The sequence below is a fragment of the Paenibacillus sp. YYML68 genome, assembly GCF_027923405.1.
Classification (GTDB): Bacteria; Bacillota; Bacilli; order Paenibacillales; family NBRC-103111; genus Paenibacillus_G.
In genome coordinates, this window is the sequence record NZ_BQYI01000001.1 from 2,703,876 (window position 1) to 2,720,402 (window position 16,527).

Annotated in this window: 16 protein-coding genes; 14 read left to right on the forward strand and 2 right to left on the reverse strand. The window is 53.4% G+C overall.

The window, feature by feature from the left end; all coding sequences use genetic code 11:
- Positions 1 to 111 precede the first annotated feature (111 nt).
- From PAE68_RS12445 to PAE68_RS12510, 14 genes are all read left to right on the forward strand, one after another.
- Positions 112 to 516, forward strand: a complete 405-nt coding sequence (locus tag PAE68_RS12445; protein ID WP_281887420.1) for a hypothetical protein — start codon at positions 112 to 114, stop codon at positions 514 to 516.
- A gap of 136 nt (positions 517 to 652) precedes the next feature.
- Positions 653 to 2,314, forward strand: a complete 1,662-nt coding sequence (locus tag PAE68_RS12450) for an AIPR family protein (protein WP_281887421.1) — start codon at positions 653 to 655, stop codon at positions 2,312 to 2,314.
- Positions 2,315 to 2,484: 170 nt separating this feature from the next.
- The gene (locus PAE68_RS12455; RefSeq protein WP_281887422.1) at positions 2,485 to 3,654 is read left to right on the forward strand and encodes an iron-containing alcohol dehydrogenase; all 1,170 of its coding nucleotides are present in this window, start codon (positions 2,485 to 2,487) and stop codon (positions 3,652 to 3,654) included.
- 19 nt (positions 3,655 to 3,673) lie between these two features.
- Entirely contained in the window at positions 3,674 to 4,888 is a 1,215-nt protein-coding gene (locus tag PAE68_RS12460; RefSeq protein WP_281891051.1) for an MFS transporter, read from the forward strand.
- A 52-nt stretch (positions 4,889 to 4,940) separates the two neighbouring features.
- Positions 4,941 to 5,294, forward strand: coding sequence for a hypothetical protein (locus PAE68_RS12465; RefSeq protein WP_281887423.1), 354 nt, complete (start codon positions 4,941 to 4,943; stop codon positions 5,292 to 5,294).
- A gap of 291 nt (positions 5,295 to 5,585) precedes the next feature.
- Entirely contained in the window at positions 5,586 to 6,596 is a 1,011-nt protein-coding gene (locus PAE68_RS12470) for a 2-oxoacid:acceptor oxidoreductase family protein (RefSeq protein ID WP_281887424.1), read from the forward strand.
- Between the two features lie 23 nt (positions 6,597 to 6,619).
- A complete protein-coding gene (locus PAE68_RS12475; RefSeq protein WP_281887425.1) occupies positions 6,620 to 8,923 on the forward strand; it encodes a thiamine pyrophosphate-dependent enzyme in 2,304 nt (767 codons plus the stop codon).
- 121 nt (positions 8,924 to 9,044) lie between these two features.
- Entirely contained in the window at positions 9,045 to 9,338 is a 294-nt protein-coding gene (locus PAE68_RS12480) for a hypothetical protein (protein ID WP_281887426.1), read from the forward strand.
- A 30-nt stretch (positions 9,339 to 9,368) separates the two neighbouring features.
- On the forward strand, positions 9,369 to 9,899 hold the full coding sequence (locus tag PAE68_RS12485; RefSeq protein WP_281887427.1) for a hypothetical protein: 531 nt from the start codon (positions 9,369 to 9,371) through the stop codon (positions 9,897 to 9,899).
- A gap of 138 nt (positions 9,900 to 10,037) precedes the next feature.
- A complete protein-coding gene (locus PAE68_RS12490) occupies positions 10,038 to 10,742 on the forward strand; it encodes a response regulator transcription factor (protein ID WP_281887428.1) in 705 nt (234 codons plus the stop codon).
- Positions 10,739 to 12,124: a sensor histidine kinase gene (locus PAE68_RS12495; RefSeq protein WP_281887429.1), complete on the forward strand. Its 1,386-nt coding sequence runs from the start codon at positions 10,739 to 10,741 to the stop codon at positions 12,122 to 12,124. Before PAE68_RS12490 ends, PAE68_RS12495 begins: the two co-directional genes overlap by 4 nt.
- Positions 12,125 to 12,301: 177 nt before the next feature.
- Positions 12,302 to 12,784 carry a C40 family peptidase gene (locus PAE68_RS12500; protein WP_309299328.1) on the forward strand — a complete coding sequence of 161 codons (483 nt, stop codon included), beginning with the start codon at positions 12,302 to 12,304 and terminating at the stop codon, positions 12,782 to 12,784.
- A 227-nt stretch (positions 12,785 to 13,011) separates the two neighbouring features.
- The gene (locus tag PAE68_RS12505) at positions 13,012 to 13,854 is read left to right on the forward strand and encodes a DegV family protein (RefSeq protein ID WP_281887430.1); all 843 of its coding nucleotides are present in this window, start codon (positions 13,012 to 13,014) and stop codon (positions 13,852 to 13,854) included.
- Between the two features lie 38 nt (positions 13,855 to 13,892).
- Entirely contained in the window at positions 13,893 to 14,417 is a 525-nt protein-coding gene (locus PAE68_RS12510) for an ADP-heptose synthase (RefSeq protein ID WP_281887431.1), read from the forward strand.
- A 105-nt stretch (positions 14,418 to 14,522) separates the two neighbouring features.
- Here PAE68_RS12510 and PAE68_RS12515 read toward each other — a convergent pair whose 3' ends face one another.
- Positions 14,523 to 15,107, reverse strand: coding sequence for a hypothetical protein (locus PAE68_RS12515; protein WP_281887432.1), 585 nt, complete (start codon positions 15,105 to 15,107; stop codon positions 14,523 to 14,525).
- A gap of 236 nt (positions 15,108 to 15,343) precedes the next feature.
- Positions 15,344 to 16,486 carry an IS4 family transposase gene (locus tag PAE68_RS12520; protein ID WP_281887433.1) on the reverse strand — a complete coding sequence of 381 codons (1,143 nt, stop codon included), beginning with the start codon at positions 16,484 to 16,486 and terminating at the stop codon, positions 15,344 to 15,346.
- Positions 16,487 to 16,527 lie beyond the last annotated feature (41 nt).

Below are 16,527 nucleotides of genomic sequence, written 5' to 3' on the forward strand. Positions count from 1 at the left end.
GGGGCAAGTTGTGGTATTCTCGTACCATCGACCAACTCGCTAGATAGAGCGGTGCCGACTCTCATTCGCCGCTCGACCAGCGGCATCCGCCGACCGAAGGAGGAGTGCCCCTTGAACGACGATTTCTTACGCATTCAAGCGTTGGAAGGCGAGCTGAAGCATGCTCATAAGAAGCGCGGCTTCGGCCTAACCGTCTCGACGAAGGAGCTTGTGTACCAGAAGCCACACGCGAATTACTATATCCGTCTTGAGCATATAATGAGCATCACTCCGTACCAGTTCCCTGTCGGCTCGAAGCCGCTGCGCATTAACCGTGAGAAGCACAGCGCGAGCGAGACCGTAACGGTGGAGACGGGCATGCAGCATTATCGGTTCTATGTCAGCGAGGCAACGCTACATAACCGGAGCGGTATTTTTACACTCGGGGCGTCACAGTTCATTTTACCTGTTCGGCGGGAGCTTCTTCTGGCCATCTCATCATATGGTGGATTGAACGGTGTAGATACGATGATTTAATTGGAGCGAAGCATAGCTTTTGGGGGAGGCGGCATTCTCTGTCCGGTAAGTGGGCAGGGGGTGTCGCTTTCAACTTGTAAGCTACCTTGTTTTTCATTATCATAAGTACCATGACAGGGTCTGGAAGGTGAGTATCATGGATATTGCCAAGCAAATCGTCGATCAGTGGATACGCAAATTGGTCATGGAGCATCCAGATTGGTTTAGTAAGGATCGAGACGAGGCTAGAAAAATATCAAAAGCTTTCGTTATATTGGGCGTTTCTTCGTACTTGGGCGTTGACCCCTCTGAGGCTGAGACCTTAGTGACCGATGGAGGAAATGATTCGGGTGTTGATGCGATATATATCGGAGACACGGATCACGATAACGTGAGCTTTCCTGTAGTTATTTTTCAGGCGAAGTATAAGGTTGATCTCACGAATGATTCACACTTTCCCGCTAATAGTATTCTTAGGGTGACGAATGCAGTTAAGCATATTTTTAACCCGAAGAAGGATATGTTGACGAACAAGACGCTTGAGCAAAAGGTTACCGAAATTCGTGCGTTAATTATGGACGGTTATATTCCTGAAATCAGATGTGTGATGATGAATAATGGTCTCGCGTGGAATATGGAGGGTGACCAGCATTTCGAAGAAATCAATAATGACCAAATTTCCTTCGAACACTATAATCATCGGAATATTGTGGATCAGATCCAAAAGAAAAATCAAATTCACACAACGATTACACTTGCCGGAAAAAGCGTAGTGGAAGACTTTAACTACAAACGTGTTGTCGTCGGTAAGATGAACGTCAAAGATATTGCAGAGCTGTTACATAAGTTTGGTGATTCGCTTCTGGAAAAAAATATAAGAAAGCACTTGGGCGTACATAAAAATCGAGTGAACTCGGACATTCAACAAACATTGACTTCAGACAAAAAGCCCAACTTTTACTTTTTTAATAACGGGATTACGATGGTGTGCAGTCAGTTCAACTACAATAAATTCACAGAGGAGAACCGACTCATTCATGTGAAAGACCTACAAATCATCAACGGCGGTCAGACGAGTAAAACGATCTTGCAGACGGTAACTGATAACCCGGATGTTGATTTTTCTCAATGTTATGTCCTAGTGAGACTCTATGAATTGCCTGGTGAAGAGCACGAGGAGATGTTGGCAGATATTACGTTTGCTACGAACAGTCAAAACCCTGTAGACCTCCGTGACTTGCGTGCGAATGAAAGACAGCAACGACAATTAGAAACCGCCGTACAACTATTAGGCTTTACATATAAACGAAAACGAGAAAACACCATCACATTCGGTGATTCGATTCCTTCTTCGGTTGCTGCAGAGGCTGTATTTGCGGTATGGAACAAGCAACCACATTTGGCGAAATATAAACGCAACGAACTATTCGGCAAGTTTTACCATGATATCTTCATGAATCTGAATGCTGCTCAATTGATCATAGCTGTTGTCCTGTTCAGATATTGTGACAATCAGAGGAAGCGGGAGGATCTTATCGCACAATATCCACATGTGCCGTACAGTAATTACTATATGTCTGCAATTGTGGGAGACTTGCTGCTAAAGGATCTACAGATTGAGCTCTCGCAGCTGACACACAAGAACTTTGAAGTGGCGATGCTGAAGGTTGAAGGTAACAAGGATAAATTGTATTCTCGAGCTAACGACAAATTAATCTGCGCACTCAACGAAATGTACCCAGAAGGCTATGAAAGGATAGATCCAAGAAGGCTTTCTTCAACGTTCCGAAGCGGATTTTTACTGGAAAAATTATTCTAAATGGAATTGGCGCAGCTCCTTGAAAAGGGCTGTGCCTTTTTGAAGGCGAGCCTTACTTACTTCTGCGTAAGCAGCTTACATTTTTTTCAGTCATTTTCAGCTGGCGAGTAGATGGGTATAATAGACAGCGTGTCAATTAGTGCAGCATAGACATGAGGAGGAGATTCATCGTGAATTCGTTTACTTTCTATAACCCAACACGCATTATGTTCGGTCCGGGGATGGCGGATCAGGTCGGGGAGCAGGTGGCCGCACTGGGCAGCCGCAAGGTGCTGCTCGTATTCGGGGGCGGCAGCATCAAGCAGACCGGGCTATACGACCGCATCACCGAGCAGCTGGCAGCCAGCGGCATTGCGTTCGTCGAGCTCGCGGGTGTTGACCCGAATCCGCGGTTGACGACGGTACATAAGGGAATCGAGCTGTGCCGTTCGGAGGGCGTCGAGCTGGTGCTCGCCGTCGGTGGGGGAAGCGTCATCGATGCTGCAAAGGCGATTGCAGCGGGCGTACCGTATGAGGGGGATGTGTGGGATTTCTACATGCGTAAGGCAGAGGTCAAGCGTGCATTGCCTCTGGCCACCGTGCTGACGATAACAGCAACGGGCTCCGAGATGAACGGTAACACCGTTATTACGAATTGGAAGGAGCAGCTGAAGAAGGCGTTCGGCAGCATCCACACGTTCCCGAAGCTGTCCATTCTCGATCCAACGCTGACGTTCTCGGTACCGGCGAATCAGACGGTGTACGGCATTGTGGACATGATGTCGCATGTGTTCGAGCAATACTTCAGCTTGACGCCGAACACGCCGCTTCAGGAACGTCTATGTGAATCAATACTGCAGACGGTGATCGAGAACGGTGAAGCAGCGCTTCGCAATCCGCAGGACCTGGACGCGCGCTCCAATCTGATGCTGTGCGGCACGTATGCGCTCAACGGCGGCATGATCAGTGTCGGTGTGCAGACGGACTGGGCCTCCCACGGCATCGAGCACGAGGTGAGCGCGATCTATGATATTGCGCACGCAGCGGGACTGGCCATCATCTTCCCGAACTGGATGAAGTATGTGTATCAGGCACGGCCGGAGCGGTTCGCCCAGTTCGCGGTACGCGTCTGGCAGGTTGATCCAGCAGGCAAGAGCACGGAGGAGCTGGCGCTTGCGGGTATTGAGGCGACGAGACAATATTTCACGCGGATCGGCGCACCGGCAACGCTCGGCGACCTGAACATCGGCGAGGAGCATCTCGAGCGCATGGCGAAGGAGACGGTCCGCTTCGGTCCGGTCGGCTCGTTCAAGCCTCTCCACGAGGCAGACGTGCTCGAAATATTGCGCATGAGCTTGTAGGAAGGCCGGACGAAGGGTGATGAGTCGATTGGGGAGCCGAGCTCAGCATATTCTGTTTGTCATCGTCACCGTACTGTACTGGTGCTCGATGTATGTCTATATGCCGATTCTGTCTCCATATCTGGAGCATGTCGGTATCGCCTACACGATGGTCGGAGTCGTGTTGGGTAGCTACGGCTTCACCCAGATCTTACTTCGTCTGCCCACTGGCATCGTATCGGATCGTCTGCGCAAGCGAAAGCCGTTCGTCGTGCTCGGACTGCTGTGCTTGTCGCTGAGCTGCGTCTGCTTCCTCGTCAGCGAGCAGCTCGGCTGGATGCTCGGCGGACGTATTCTCGCCGGGGTCGGGGCATCGTCCTGGGTCGCGTTCACGGTCATGTACGCGGGTATGCATGCTAAGGAGCAAACGTCTCGCGCGATGGGGATGATCAGTCTGCTCATCGCAGGCGGTCAATTGCTCGGCATGAGCATGAGCGGGCTGCTCGTCGAATCGTTCGGCTGGTTATCCGCGTTCTGGGCGGGGGCTGGGATCGGTCTTGCCGGTTGCCTGCTCGCACTCGGACTGAAGGAGCCTGGCGGACTGGAGGACCGCAAGCCGATGCGGCTCGAGGACGTGCTGCCCGTCATGAAGGATCGGCTCTTGTGGAAAGTATCAACGCTATCGATACTCGCCCATAGCGTGCTGTTCATCACGATGTTCGGCTTCACGCCGTCCTATGCGCTGCATCTCGGTGCAAGCAAGCTGCAGTTAACGCTCCTCGTGCTCGCCTTCATGGTGCCGCATGCTGCGACGGCGTACTACTCGGGTCGCTCGCTTGCGCCGCGCTTCGGCGCTTGGCCGGTCGTGCTGACGGGCTTCGTCGTCAGCGCCGTGTGCTCGGCCGCGACGTCGGTCGTGCCGACGTTCGGGCTGCTCGTGCTGACGCAGGCAGTGAACGGCTGCGTGCAGGGGCTGCACTTCCCACTGCTGCTCAGCCTGTCGATCCAGCATGTGGCCGAGGAGAAGCGGGCAACAGCTATGGGCTTCTACCAGGCGACGTATGCGATCGGCATGTTCGCCGGGCCGTTCCTTGCCGGAGCGTTGAACGATTGGGGCGGACTGCGCAGCGGCTTCTACTTCGCGGGGCTCGTAGGTCTGATTGCCGCGTACTTGACGCATCGCTGGTTCTTGTCTGCTAGCGTGCGTAGCGTGAAGGGACCTGTACCGGTGCAGGGCAAAACGGAGACGTCATAGCCGCATAACAGCTGCCTCAATCGCAGACACTGTCAGATGAGGTGATGTGCTGGTGCTATGGCTAATAATTGCCGGGTCGATCGTCGGCCCGTGGCTGATGGTACTCCTGCGCCGCTGCAGACCGCAAGCGGCGCTCGTGTTCGACTGGCTCGCGCTAGCCGCGCTGTACGGCTTCGGCCTGAGCTCGGCGGCGGCCGTATATACGATCCGGGTGAACCATACGGTGATGATGACGGAGGTGCACCGCATCTTCTACGATCCCGTATTCCTCGCCAGCGCGGCTTACTTCGGATTGTACGTGCTGTATGCCGCATGGTGGAGCTTGACTGCAGCTGTTCCAATGCGATACTTCCCAGATGCAGTTGTCAAGCTGACGTTCGGCCGGAAAGCTGAGAAAGAACGATGAAAACTGAGAAATATAGGAATTAATGACGTCCTGCTTACGCGCTCTGATCAAGCCGTGCAGGGCGTCTTTCTATTTAGAGGTAATAGGCCAGTACTGTATCAGTGACCACACGAAGAACGATGAAACAACGCTGTCTCAGAAGCTGTCAACAAGCATATTTTGCTAGTGAAACCGCCGTTCTGTGAAAAAAATGCTATAAAAAAACACTATGCGCAAAAGTTATAAGCTGTTATACTGTTCCAAAGGAATCATTTCCTTCTACTTATCTGTGTAAGAGGGGGCGTTAATAGCATGAAGGTTCTTCCGAAAACGAACGAACTCGGTTTCTTTGAAATTCGGCTCGAATCGATCGGTGGTCTGGGAGCCAACCTCGCGGGTAAAATGCTCGCTGAAGCTGGTGTTGTTGGTAGCGGTTTCAACGGCGTAAGCTTCTCTTCCTACGGCTCCGAGAAAAAAGGTTCTCCGGTTAAGGCACATATCCGCTTCTGCGATCTGGATGTGAACATCCGTGATACGACGCCTGTTGAGCGTCCGCACGTCGTCGGCGTGTTCCATGAAAACCTGTCCAAAACAAATAACGTCATTAGTGGCATCTATGAAGATTCTGTTGTTCTGGTCAATTCTGAGAAGGATCCGGAGCTGTTGAAGGATAAGCTGAAAATGATCGGGGGCACGCTCGCGGTTGTTGATGCTACAGGCATTGCGCTTGATGAGAAAAACCGTGTCAACATGGCGATGCTGGGCGGACTGTTCCGTCTGTGCGAGTTCCTCGACTTCGAGCATATGAAGAGCATTATTCGCAAAAGTCTGGAGAAGAAGTATCCGGGTGCAGTAGAGCCGGCTCTGCGCACGTTCCAGCGCGGCTACGACGAGGTGAAGTTCCAGACGTTCGCCGTTCCGGAAGGTCAAGAGATGCCGAAGCCTACACGTTGGGACGTTCCGGTATATGGCTACCTGTCCCAAGCAATCGGCGGTATGGTATCGAATCCGGGTAACAGCATTCTGAAGGATTTGTCGATCTCCCGCAGCGGCATGATGCCTCACTTCGACGATGAGAAGTGCATTCACTGTGCAGCCTGTGATACGGCCTGTCCAGACTTCTGCTTCGTGTGGGATGAGCAGGCGGACAAGAAGGGCAGGCCGCAAATGTTCCTGCAGGGCATCGATTATCAATATTGCAAGGGCTGTCTGAAGTGTGTCGTAGCCTGTCCGACCGAGGCGCTGTCCTCGAACCGTGAGACGGAAGGCTATGCGGAGGAGCACCGTGTTCCTCATCGTTTCGACCTGGCGCAAAACAATTGATCCGGAAGAGGTGAACGAATACAATGTCTATCGATATCAATAAAGAAGTAAGCAAGGGCACCGTGGAGCAGCGTATGGTGTACGAGTCGGGTAACGAGATGGCAGCCTATGCGGCTCATCAAATTAACTATCACGTAATGGGATATTTCCCAATCTCCCCATCGACCGAGGTGGCTCAGTTCCTCGACTTGATGAAGGCGAACGGGCAGCATGACATTAAGCTGATTCCAGCTGACGGCGAGCACGGCTCCGCAGGTATTTGCTACGGTGCGTCGACGGCGGGCGGTCGCGTATTCAACGCGACGAGCGCGAACGGTTACCTGTACATGCTCGAGCAAATGCCGGTGCAGTCGGGAACACGCTTCCCGATGGTTATGAACCTCGTCTGCCGCTCGGTATCCGGACCGCTGAACATTCACGGTGATCACTCCGACCTGTACTACGCGCTGAACACGGGCTGGCCGATTCTGATGTGTCGTGACCCGCAGGCCGTATACGATATGAATATTATGGCGATCAAGCTTGCGGAGGACCCTGAGGTTCGCTTGCCGGTTATCGTGGCTTCCGACGGCTACTTCACATCTCACCAGAAGCGCCGTGTCCAGACGTTCGCGAAGCGTGAGGACGTACATGCGTTCGTCGGCGAAGCGCCGCAAAACTTCCCGCACGTGCTTGATCGGAACAATCCGATCACCGTTGGTCCTTACATGAACGAGCCGGACTACATCAACAACTGCTACCAGCAGTCTGAAGCGATGTACCGTGCTGGTGAAGTGTTCGATCGCATTCAGAAGGAATACGAGCAGCTGACAGGCCGCGAGTATCCGATCCTCGACCTGTACCGGATGGAGGATGCTGAGGTAGCGGTCTTCCTGATGAACTCCTCGTCGGAGATCATCAAGGACGTTGTCGACCAGCTCCGCGAGCAGGGCATCAAGGCCGGCTCGATCGCGCCGAACATGATTCGTCCGTTCCCGGCGAAGCAGATTGCCGAGGCGCTCAAGAACGTGAAGGCTGTTACCATCGGTGACCGTGCAGACTCTTACGGCGCTCACGGCGGCAACATGTCGCTTGAGATTCGCGCAGCACTCTTCACAGCTGGCTATACCGACACGCAAGTCATCAGCCGTGTATATGGCCTCGGCGGTAAAGACTTCTACGCTGAGGATGGACATGCGTTCTTCCAGATGGCGATTGATGCGATGAATGCGGGCAAGGTAGATGTTCCGTTCGACTACTACGGACATACGGCTGGCGATCCGAACAAGAAGCCAATGCGCGTCATCGAGCCGATGAAGTACGAGGATCTGAACACAGGTCTTATTACGGTTAATAAAGATGAAGAAACAGGCCAGCTGAAGGTAAAGGTTCCACCGATCCGCCAGCTGACGAAGAAGCCGAAGCGTCTTGCTCCAGGTCACGGCGCATGTCCGGGCTGCGGTATCTTCTCCGGTCTCGAGCTGTTCTTCAAGGGTATCGAGGGCGATATCGTGGCGCTGTTCCATACAGGCTGCGCGATGGTTGTTACGACTGGTTATCCGTACTCCTCGCATAAGGCGACGTACATCCATAACTTGTTCCAGAGCGGTGCAGCTACGCTGTCCGGCGTCGTGGAAATGTTCTGGGAGCGTAAGCGCCGCGGCGAGCTCGATCATCTGAACCTGCCTGCGGACTTCACGTTCGTCATGATTACAGGCGATGGCGGTATGGACATCGGTATGGGTCCTGCGATCGGTGCTGCATTGCGTAACCATAAGATGATCATCCTCGAGTACGATAACGAGGGCTACATGAATACAGGCGCTCAGCTGTCGTATTCGACACCGCTCGGTCACCGTACCTCGACGTCGAACGTCGGCAAGCATCAGGGCGGTAAGCTGTTCCACCATAAGGATACGCCTCAGATTATGGCGGCGACGAACATTCCTTATGTGTTCACAGGCTCCGAGTCGCTTCCGCAGGACCTTCTGAAGAAGGCGGCGAAGGCGCAATACTATGCACAGAATGAAGGTCTGGTGTATGGTAAAATTCTGATCACGTGCCCGCTGAACTGGCTCTCCGAGGAGCAGATCGGTCAGACGCTGATCGACGAAGCGGTGAACAGCTGCTTCTTCCCGATGTACGAGATCGAGAATGGCGTAACGACGATCACGTACAATCCAGAGGACAAGAACAAGCGAATTCCGGTCGGCGACTGGCTCAAGAACATGGGCAAGACGAAGCATCTGACGAAGCCGGAATACGCAGATGCACTTCAATCGTTCGAGAACGAGGTCGAGCGTCGCTGGAGCCGTCTGAAGGCTAGACACGAGAATGCTTACCTGTAAAGCTCTATAAGAGCAAATAGCACCCCGCGATACGGGGAAACATAAGAGGCGCAAACTCGACAAGGGCTTGCGCCTCTTCTCTACGAGCTGTACATCTGAACCGACAGGAGGTGCTGTACCGATGCCTTATGTACTGCGACAAGAGCAGACTGGCGAGATCGCCGCATGCATCCAGAAAAATAATTACAACATCGACTACTACGGTGTGAAGCAGTGGGACGATGAGGAGGAAGCCGAGGCGCAACGAGACACGTTCTTGAACGACCTCGGACACGAGCACTTGGGCGGCTGGCTTGTGGTGAAGCTGGATGAGCATCGCGTGAAGGTGTGCAATGTGAAGCTGAAGAACGATCCGACAAGGGTGCTGACGATGACGCCCGATGGAGCGCTTAACGTACATACGCGTCAAGGCTAAGCTATAACGGCATGGAGGCGATAATAATTCATGGAGCTGACGACGAATCCTTTTACCGTATTTGAGACCTTGAGCAGCAAGGAGGAGCTGGAGCAGTTTCGAGTCAAGATGAGCGAGGGCGGCTTCACGCCGTTCCGGCTGTTCCTGGAGCGATTCCGCGACTGGCTTAAGAGCTATGAGGATGCAGGCTGCGAGCGGACCAGCGAGCTGCTGCGTACAGCGAGGGAGCTGTTCCCGGAGCCTGGTGCCTTCAGTCCATCGTGGGCGAGCATCTGGGACGAGTTCGAGAGCATCTGCTTCCATAAGCAGACTGTATTCGAAGCGATCCCGGCCTCAGAGCGAGAAGGCGAGTGGCAGGTGCTGATCGACAATCCGTACACAAATTCGGAGCTGGTCTGCTATCCGAGTCTGTCGTTCATCGAGGGCGCCTATATGTATGCGTACTTCCGTACTGATCTGAAGCAGAACGAATATATTCGACTTCAGAAGATCCAGAATGTGATCATGGCATTCGGTAGCGACCGTGAGGAGCTGTCTGCGGGAGCTCATTCGAACAAATAGATGCAGGCTCGAAAGCGTATGCGCGATTTGGCGTGTGCGCTTTTTTTTTCATATCGAACACGTATGGTGTTGGAGCATAGAGCCGTATTGCCGCGGGTAGCCTATTATTATGAAATTCACTTACGGGCGGCGATGCAGGTGAAGGAGCGAATACTGATCGTAGAGGACGAGCCGCATATTGCGCGTGTGCTAGAGCTGGAGCTGCGGCACGAGGGCTATGAGGTGACGATTGCTACTGACGGGCTGCGCGGTCTGGAGCTGGCTGGTAGCGAGGCTTGGAGCTTGATTGTGCTAGATGTGATGCTGCCTGGAATCGATGGACTGGAGCTGCTGCGCAGATTAAGAGCGGAAGGAAGCTCTGTTCCTGTGCTGCTGCTGACGGCACGCGATACGACGGACAATATCGTTGAAGGGTTAGACCTTGGCGCTGGTGACTATGTCACCAAGCCATTCGCAGCGCCTGAGCTGCTGGCCCGCATCCGCAGCTTAATCAGGCTGTCTCGACAGACGCCAGTGGCTGGTAGCTGTCCCGGGGGTGAGCTGCTGCATGCAGCAGGACTCTCCCTACATACGTCTACTCGCAAGGTCGAGCGGGACGGTCAGTCGATTGAGCTGACGCCGACCGAGTTCGAGCTGCTGCATTACATGCTGAAGCATCAGGGTGAGGTGCTCAGCCGCGACCGTCTAATCGAGGACGTGTGGGGGTATTCGCATACTGGGGACACGAACGTCGTGGATGTGTATATCCGCTACCTGAGGCAGAAGATTGATCAAGGCTATAGGCCGAAGCTGCTACAGACCGTACGAGGTGTCGGCTATAGGCTGGAAGGTGCAGAGTCATGAGCCTCCGTACACGATTCATCCTGCTAACCTCGATCTGGATCATGCTCATCATCGCGGTGTTCAACGTGTCTCTCTACTATTATATATCGAGCAAGACGACGGACAACGAGACGCGCATGCTATGGAATAAGGCGCAAATTATATTGCGCAATCCCGAGGTGCGGGTGCCTGCGAATTGGGCGCGGGCGGAATTGCTGCAAGAATTCAGCGACGACCAGATGATGATCCGCATCATCTCGCCGGAAGGCTCGGTGAAGGCGGGGATGTCGGCGCACGTGCGGCTGTCAGAATATCCGATCGTCTACCGAACGAGCTATCATTCCGATCTGGTGAATGACTTCGGCTTCCGCATGCTATTCCTTCAGGTGCCGATTCTCGATAAGGGAACTCAAGTCGGCATGCTGGAGCTGGGTAAAGCGCTTCACGTGACCAGTGAGTGGATGGAGCTGATTGATACGGGCTTGCTGTGGACGAGCGGAGCCGCCGTCGTCGTTGCTCTCATTAGCGGTGTGTTCTATACCCGCTTCCTGTCCAAGCCACTCCGTGATCTGGTCGATACGATGAATCGGGCGCGAACGAGCCGTACGTTCACAGGGCTGCATGTGAAATATACCGCGTCGAGCGATGAGATCGGTCAGCTCGGCCTGACGTTCAATGAGCTGATGGATTCGCTTCGCGACTATGATCGGAAGCAGCGGAAATTCGTCTCCGATGCTTCCCATGAGCTCCGAACACCGTTGACCGTCATCTCTAGCTACGTGTCGATGCTGCGCAGATGGGGGTGGGACGACCCGCTCGTCCGAGAGGAGGCGCTTAGTGCTATTGACTCGGAGGCAAGTCGAATGAAGGAGCTCATCACGACGCTGCTCAGGCTGGCAGAGGTAGAGCGGCTTGAGTCTCACGCTGCGAAGCTGGAATCGCTCGATCTGGCACAGCTTGTGAGCGAGACAGCGGGTCAGCTTGAGCTTGCGTTCGAGCGGGACATTCGACTGAGCTGCAGGCCGAGTCGCATTCCTCTACGTGGAAGCCGCTCCCAGCTGAAGCAGCTGATCATTATTTTGCTCGATAATGCGCTCAAGTATAGTTGTTCTGCGATACAAGTCATCGTCGAGTCGGAGCATGGACACGTTCGGCTCGTCGTCGCCGATGAGGGCATCGGCATTCCTACGGAGCATCTGCCGAATGTGTTCGAGCGGTTCTATCGTGTCGATGCATCGAAGGAGCGAGCCAAGAGCGGAAGTGGTCTTGGGCTGTCGATCGCCAAGGAGATCGCGGAGCGTCACGGCGGCTCGATCGAGATTAATAGTGAGGTAGGAGCAGGGACGAGCGTGACGGTCGAGCTGCCTAGCGTATTGGAAACGGGTGGAATGGCAGGAAGCTAGAGCAGGGTGGTGGCGGTGGAATCGATGCGGAACGATTTTAATCGTTTTCTCATAAAGGGGTCTGAGCCCTAGCGCCCCAACGGATTATTGTAGCATTGCCAGCTTCATCCTACCTAGGCGTGTGGTATAGTGGCTTCAGGCCATGAGCCTAACCCACACCCAAGGAGGACGACTACAATGATGCAGCCATTCAAACAACTACTCAGCCGCAAGGTTGTCGCCGTCAGCTTGAGCGCGGCGCTGCTTATGACCGGCACCCTAGCTATTCCCGCTCCCGAGGCTGGCGCGATGAGCTATTCGAAGGCACAGGATGTCATCGCCACCAGCAAATCATATATGGGCACACCGTACAAGTTCGGAGCGAAGCTCGGACAGACGAAAGTATTCGACTGCTCCTCGTTCGTCTGGACCGTGTTCAATCAGTATGGCAAGAAGCTGCCGCGCACGTCGAAGGAGATGTCCAAGGTCGGCACCTACGTCTCGAAGGCGAACCTGAAGCCAGGCGATCTTGTATTCTTCTACTCCCCGATTCATCATGTCGGGATCTATATCGGCAATGGCAAGGTGATCCATACGTACGGAGCGCCTGGTGTGACGATCTCGGACATGACGAAGGGCTGGTGGAAGAACAACTATACGACGGCGCGTCGTGTGATGTAAGCAGGAAGAGAGAGCGTTCATAGAGCGGCTGAACAGGCTGTATGCGGTGATTGGCTGCCGTGTGCAGCCTTTTTGGACATTTAACGGACAATTAACCCTATGAATGATTAACCATGTAAGCTATAACGGTTGCAGGAGGAGTACGGAGCATGTCATAATGAAATCACGCTGGAGCCTGTTCGTACAGGATAGATAGACGCAATATGAGAGAGTAGGAGTGATCCTGATTGGCAATTCGATTGATAACAGATGGCGGCGTTGACTTTCCGTCGTCCTGGACGGAGCAGCAGTCGTTTCAGGTCGTTCCGCTGCATGTGACGTTTGACGATCTCCCTTACGATGTGGGGCAAGGGATGAGGTCGTTCTATGATAAGATGAAAGCGCATAAAAACTTACCAAAAACAGCCAGTCCCTCACCAGGAGATTTCGTGCAGGCGATGGAGAAGCATCCTGACGATGACTTGATCGTCGTGACGATCTCGTCGAGTCTGAGCAGCACGTACGCGCATGCGATCATGGCGAAGGAGCTCGTCGAGGGGAACGGCTCGTCATCGCGCCGTATTGCAGTCATCGACTCACGCACGGCGTCGCTCGGCACAGGACTGATGCTGCACCAGATTTTCCGCGATATGGAGACGGGTCTTGGCTATGAAGAGGTAGTGGCGCGTGCCGAGGCGCGTGTGCCCAAGACGAAGACGTACTTCTATCTCGATACGCTGGAGAATGTGATCAAGGGCGGCCGTCTGGATCGAGCTAAGGGGGCGATCGCTTCGGTGCTGAACGTGAAGCTCGTTATGCGGGCGAACGAGGAGGGAGCCGTCGAGGTCGCGGATAAGGTGCGAGGGAAGAAGAACGCGATTAACCGTCTCGTGGAGAAGCTGGAGGACATACGCGGACCGCTGGACGAGCGGGTGCTAGGCGTCGCACATAGCAATTGCCTTGAGGAAGCGCTGGAGTTAAGAGATCGCATTCTGAAGAAATATCCGTTCCGTGAGACGTTCATTGCAGAGATGGGTCCGGTCATCGGCACGTATGCAGGTGAAGGCGGCTTGATCATATGCTATAATTAACGGATGGATCGATGTAACTGTTGAAGGAGGAGTCTGCCATGTCCCGGCGATTCGTGATTGAGGCCGTACTGGTGGCCATCTACGGGGAGCTGCTAGCGCCCAGCCAGCCTGTTGAGTATTTAATTCCTTATCATACCATTATGGAGCTGTATGAGATGAAGGACAGCCCGGAGCCGGTGATGCCGGAGGCCGAGGATGATGCGCACGTGAAGAGTAAGATCGGCGAGCTGATCGCTTATTTCGATGATTCCTTTAACCGGAAAAAACTGGAGCGCGCACTCGGTGTCCCTTGGCGGATCAGCCCTCCGCTGCCGATTAATCCGAATGTGACGTTCCTCGTTGTGAATGCAGCGGAGAATGCGCAGTATGGGGAAGCGCTTGACCCGATCGAGACGGAGCTTATCCTTACCTCGATGCGCGAGCAGGCGCCGATCGTGACGGACCAGCTGGAGCTAATGGGGAAAATTATTCAGCTTGAAATACCGGTTCAAGTGTATGACGTGTATGATTTCGAGTTTGCGGTGGAGCAGGGCATTCACGCAGATGATTGGATGGCGCCTTAACGCTTACACGTAAGCAGACTACGTACAGGCATAGGAGACTCCCCGATGCGCTAGGTATCGGGGAGTTTTCGTGTGCACGAAGGCGAGTGCGCGTCTGGTGAGGCGTCAACGGCTCGAGGCTGCAGAGGGACGAAGCTTGGCGGCGAGCTCTTGCACAGACAAGCCGTTCAGCTCCGGGAAGCCGCCCTGCTGCAGCGCAATGATCCGGTTATCCACCACCGGGTATACGGCTTGCCAGCCTCCGCCGACCAGTGTGTACGTTCCACGTTCGGCTGTCTGCTGAAGGAACAATACATACAGCCCTTCCGTGAACGGGCCCGTATAGGTGTCGTTCAGCGGATCGGAGGGCTTGGGCAGCGGCTCAACGCCGTCTACGACCAGCTTGAAGCTGGTAGAGGCTATGGAGCCCTTGACCGTGCGCTTCACGAGTGCGGTCTGCGTGTAGTGATACAGCTTACCGCTGCCGATGCTATGTCCTGTCGGGTATGGCTTGCTGTCATCCCGCAGCTCAGTGTATACGATGAGGTCCGCTTGTCGCACCATGCTATCTAGACTCGCGAGCTTCACATGGTTAATGTGCAGCCCGGCCGGATCGTTGGCGGCACTGGCGCTTGCGGCAGGCGGCGTGCTCCAGGCGACCAGTAGTATCAAGAGACAGAGTGCGAGGCGCAGCTGTGCGGCGAGTAGCATTCGTCTGTTCAGTGGAATAAGCTCCTTTACTCGTTATATTCGCCTTATGTTCCCATTCGGGCTTATGTTCTTATACGTTGTCTCACTAGCGTTGCATAAAACTCATCATCACTAATAGTCAAAAAATTCAGTCATTTATTCTGGGTCAATCAGCCAAAAGGTCGCCCCCCATATAAAGGTAACCTGTCCATTTGGTAATTATATGTAAAAAAGGATAGGATTCTGTGAACTTTGCACTAAACTCTCTTTCGCCTACCTGCAGATGTTCGACTTGGTTTGTAATGAATACGTTCCATCCAGATTTCTGCTGAATTCCATAGCAAAACCTTTAGCCACCGGTATAGATCCAGCAGACTGTGTTTGGTGCCCGTTTCCATCTTCACCAGCACGAGCAGACAAAAGGCGATGAGTGCCATCCACACCTGATTCATAACGGCTTGCTCACTGGTTCCATAAAATGTCTTGATGCGTACGTGCTGCTTCATCCATTTGAAGAATGTTTCAATCGCCCAGCGTTCCCGGTAGATTTGTCCGATTTCATCCGCCTCTAAGTCGAAGCGGTTCGTGAGAATGGTAATCGGATTGCCTTCGGTATCTTCCGTTTGGATCAATCGCAAGACGTTTTCCATTCGCTTCTGCGGTGTTCCGATGTACACCATTTCATCCGATTTCACACGAGCATCAGCTGGCAGTTTAAACGACTCAATCTGACGGATGGCGGTATTCTTTTTCGTCCGAGTCACAAAGAAAATGCCACGGTCGCAGTAGTCGTCAAACTTGGCGTAGTCGATATAGCCGCGATCAAACACGTAGGTGCAACCCACTTCGTCGACCAGGTCATCCAACTGACTGCGGTCACTCTTCTTGGCAGGTGTCATGTTGACCTTCTCGGGAACAGCAGTTTCATCATCCATATACGCCAGGCGAAAGTGTAGCTTGATTCCAGCTTTCGTTTTCCGGAACTCAGCCCATTTGTATTTTTGCAGGCAAAGTCCGATGGTCGTAGAGTCGATGATCTTAAAATCTTTTCGAAGGGAAGGAGGAGCTTCGCTTCGGCGAATGTGCTGCACCAGCGACTGGAATACTTGTTCCAGCAAGGAAGAGTCGACTTGATTATGCTTCCGGCTTAACTGGGAGGCGGAGATCGATTGGATTCCGAGTTCCCTTTGAAAGTTTTCACAAAGCACATCGGCAGCTATTTCACGAAGCCCGTCTCGCTGCTGAATTTGCGCATGCAAGAACAATTTAAGGTACGACAATGTTGTAAGCTTCTTCACATATTTATCTTGTTCCATTTCACGAACACGATCTGTGAACGTCTTCGCACAAATTGGAGAAATCCATTTACCAAATGAAGAAAATAGGGTATCCTTGTCCATGGCTGATCCTTTTCAGTGGATTATGGACAGGTACTACCTGC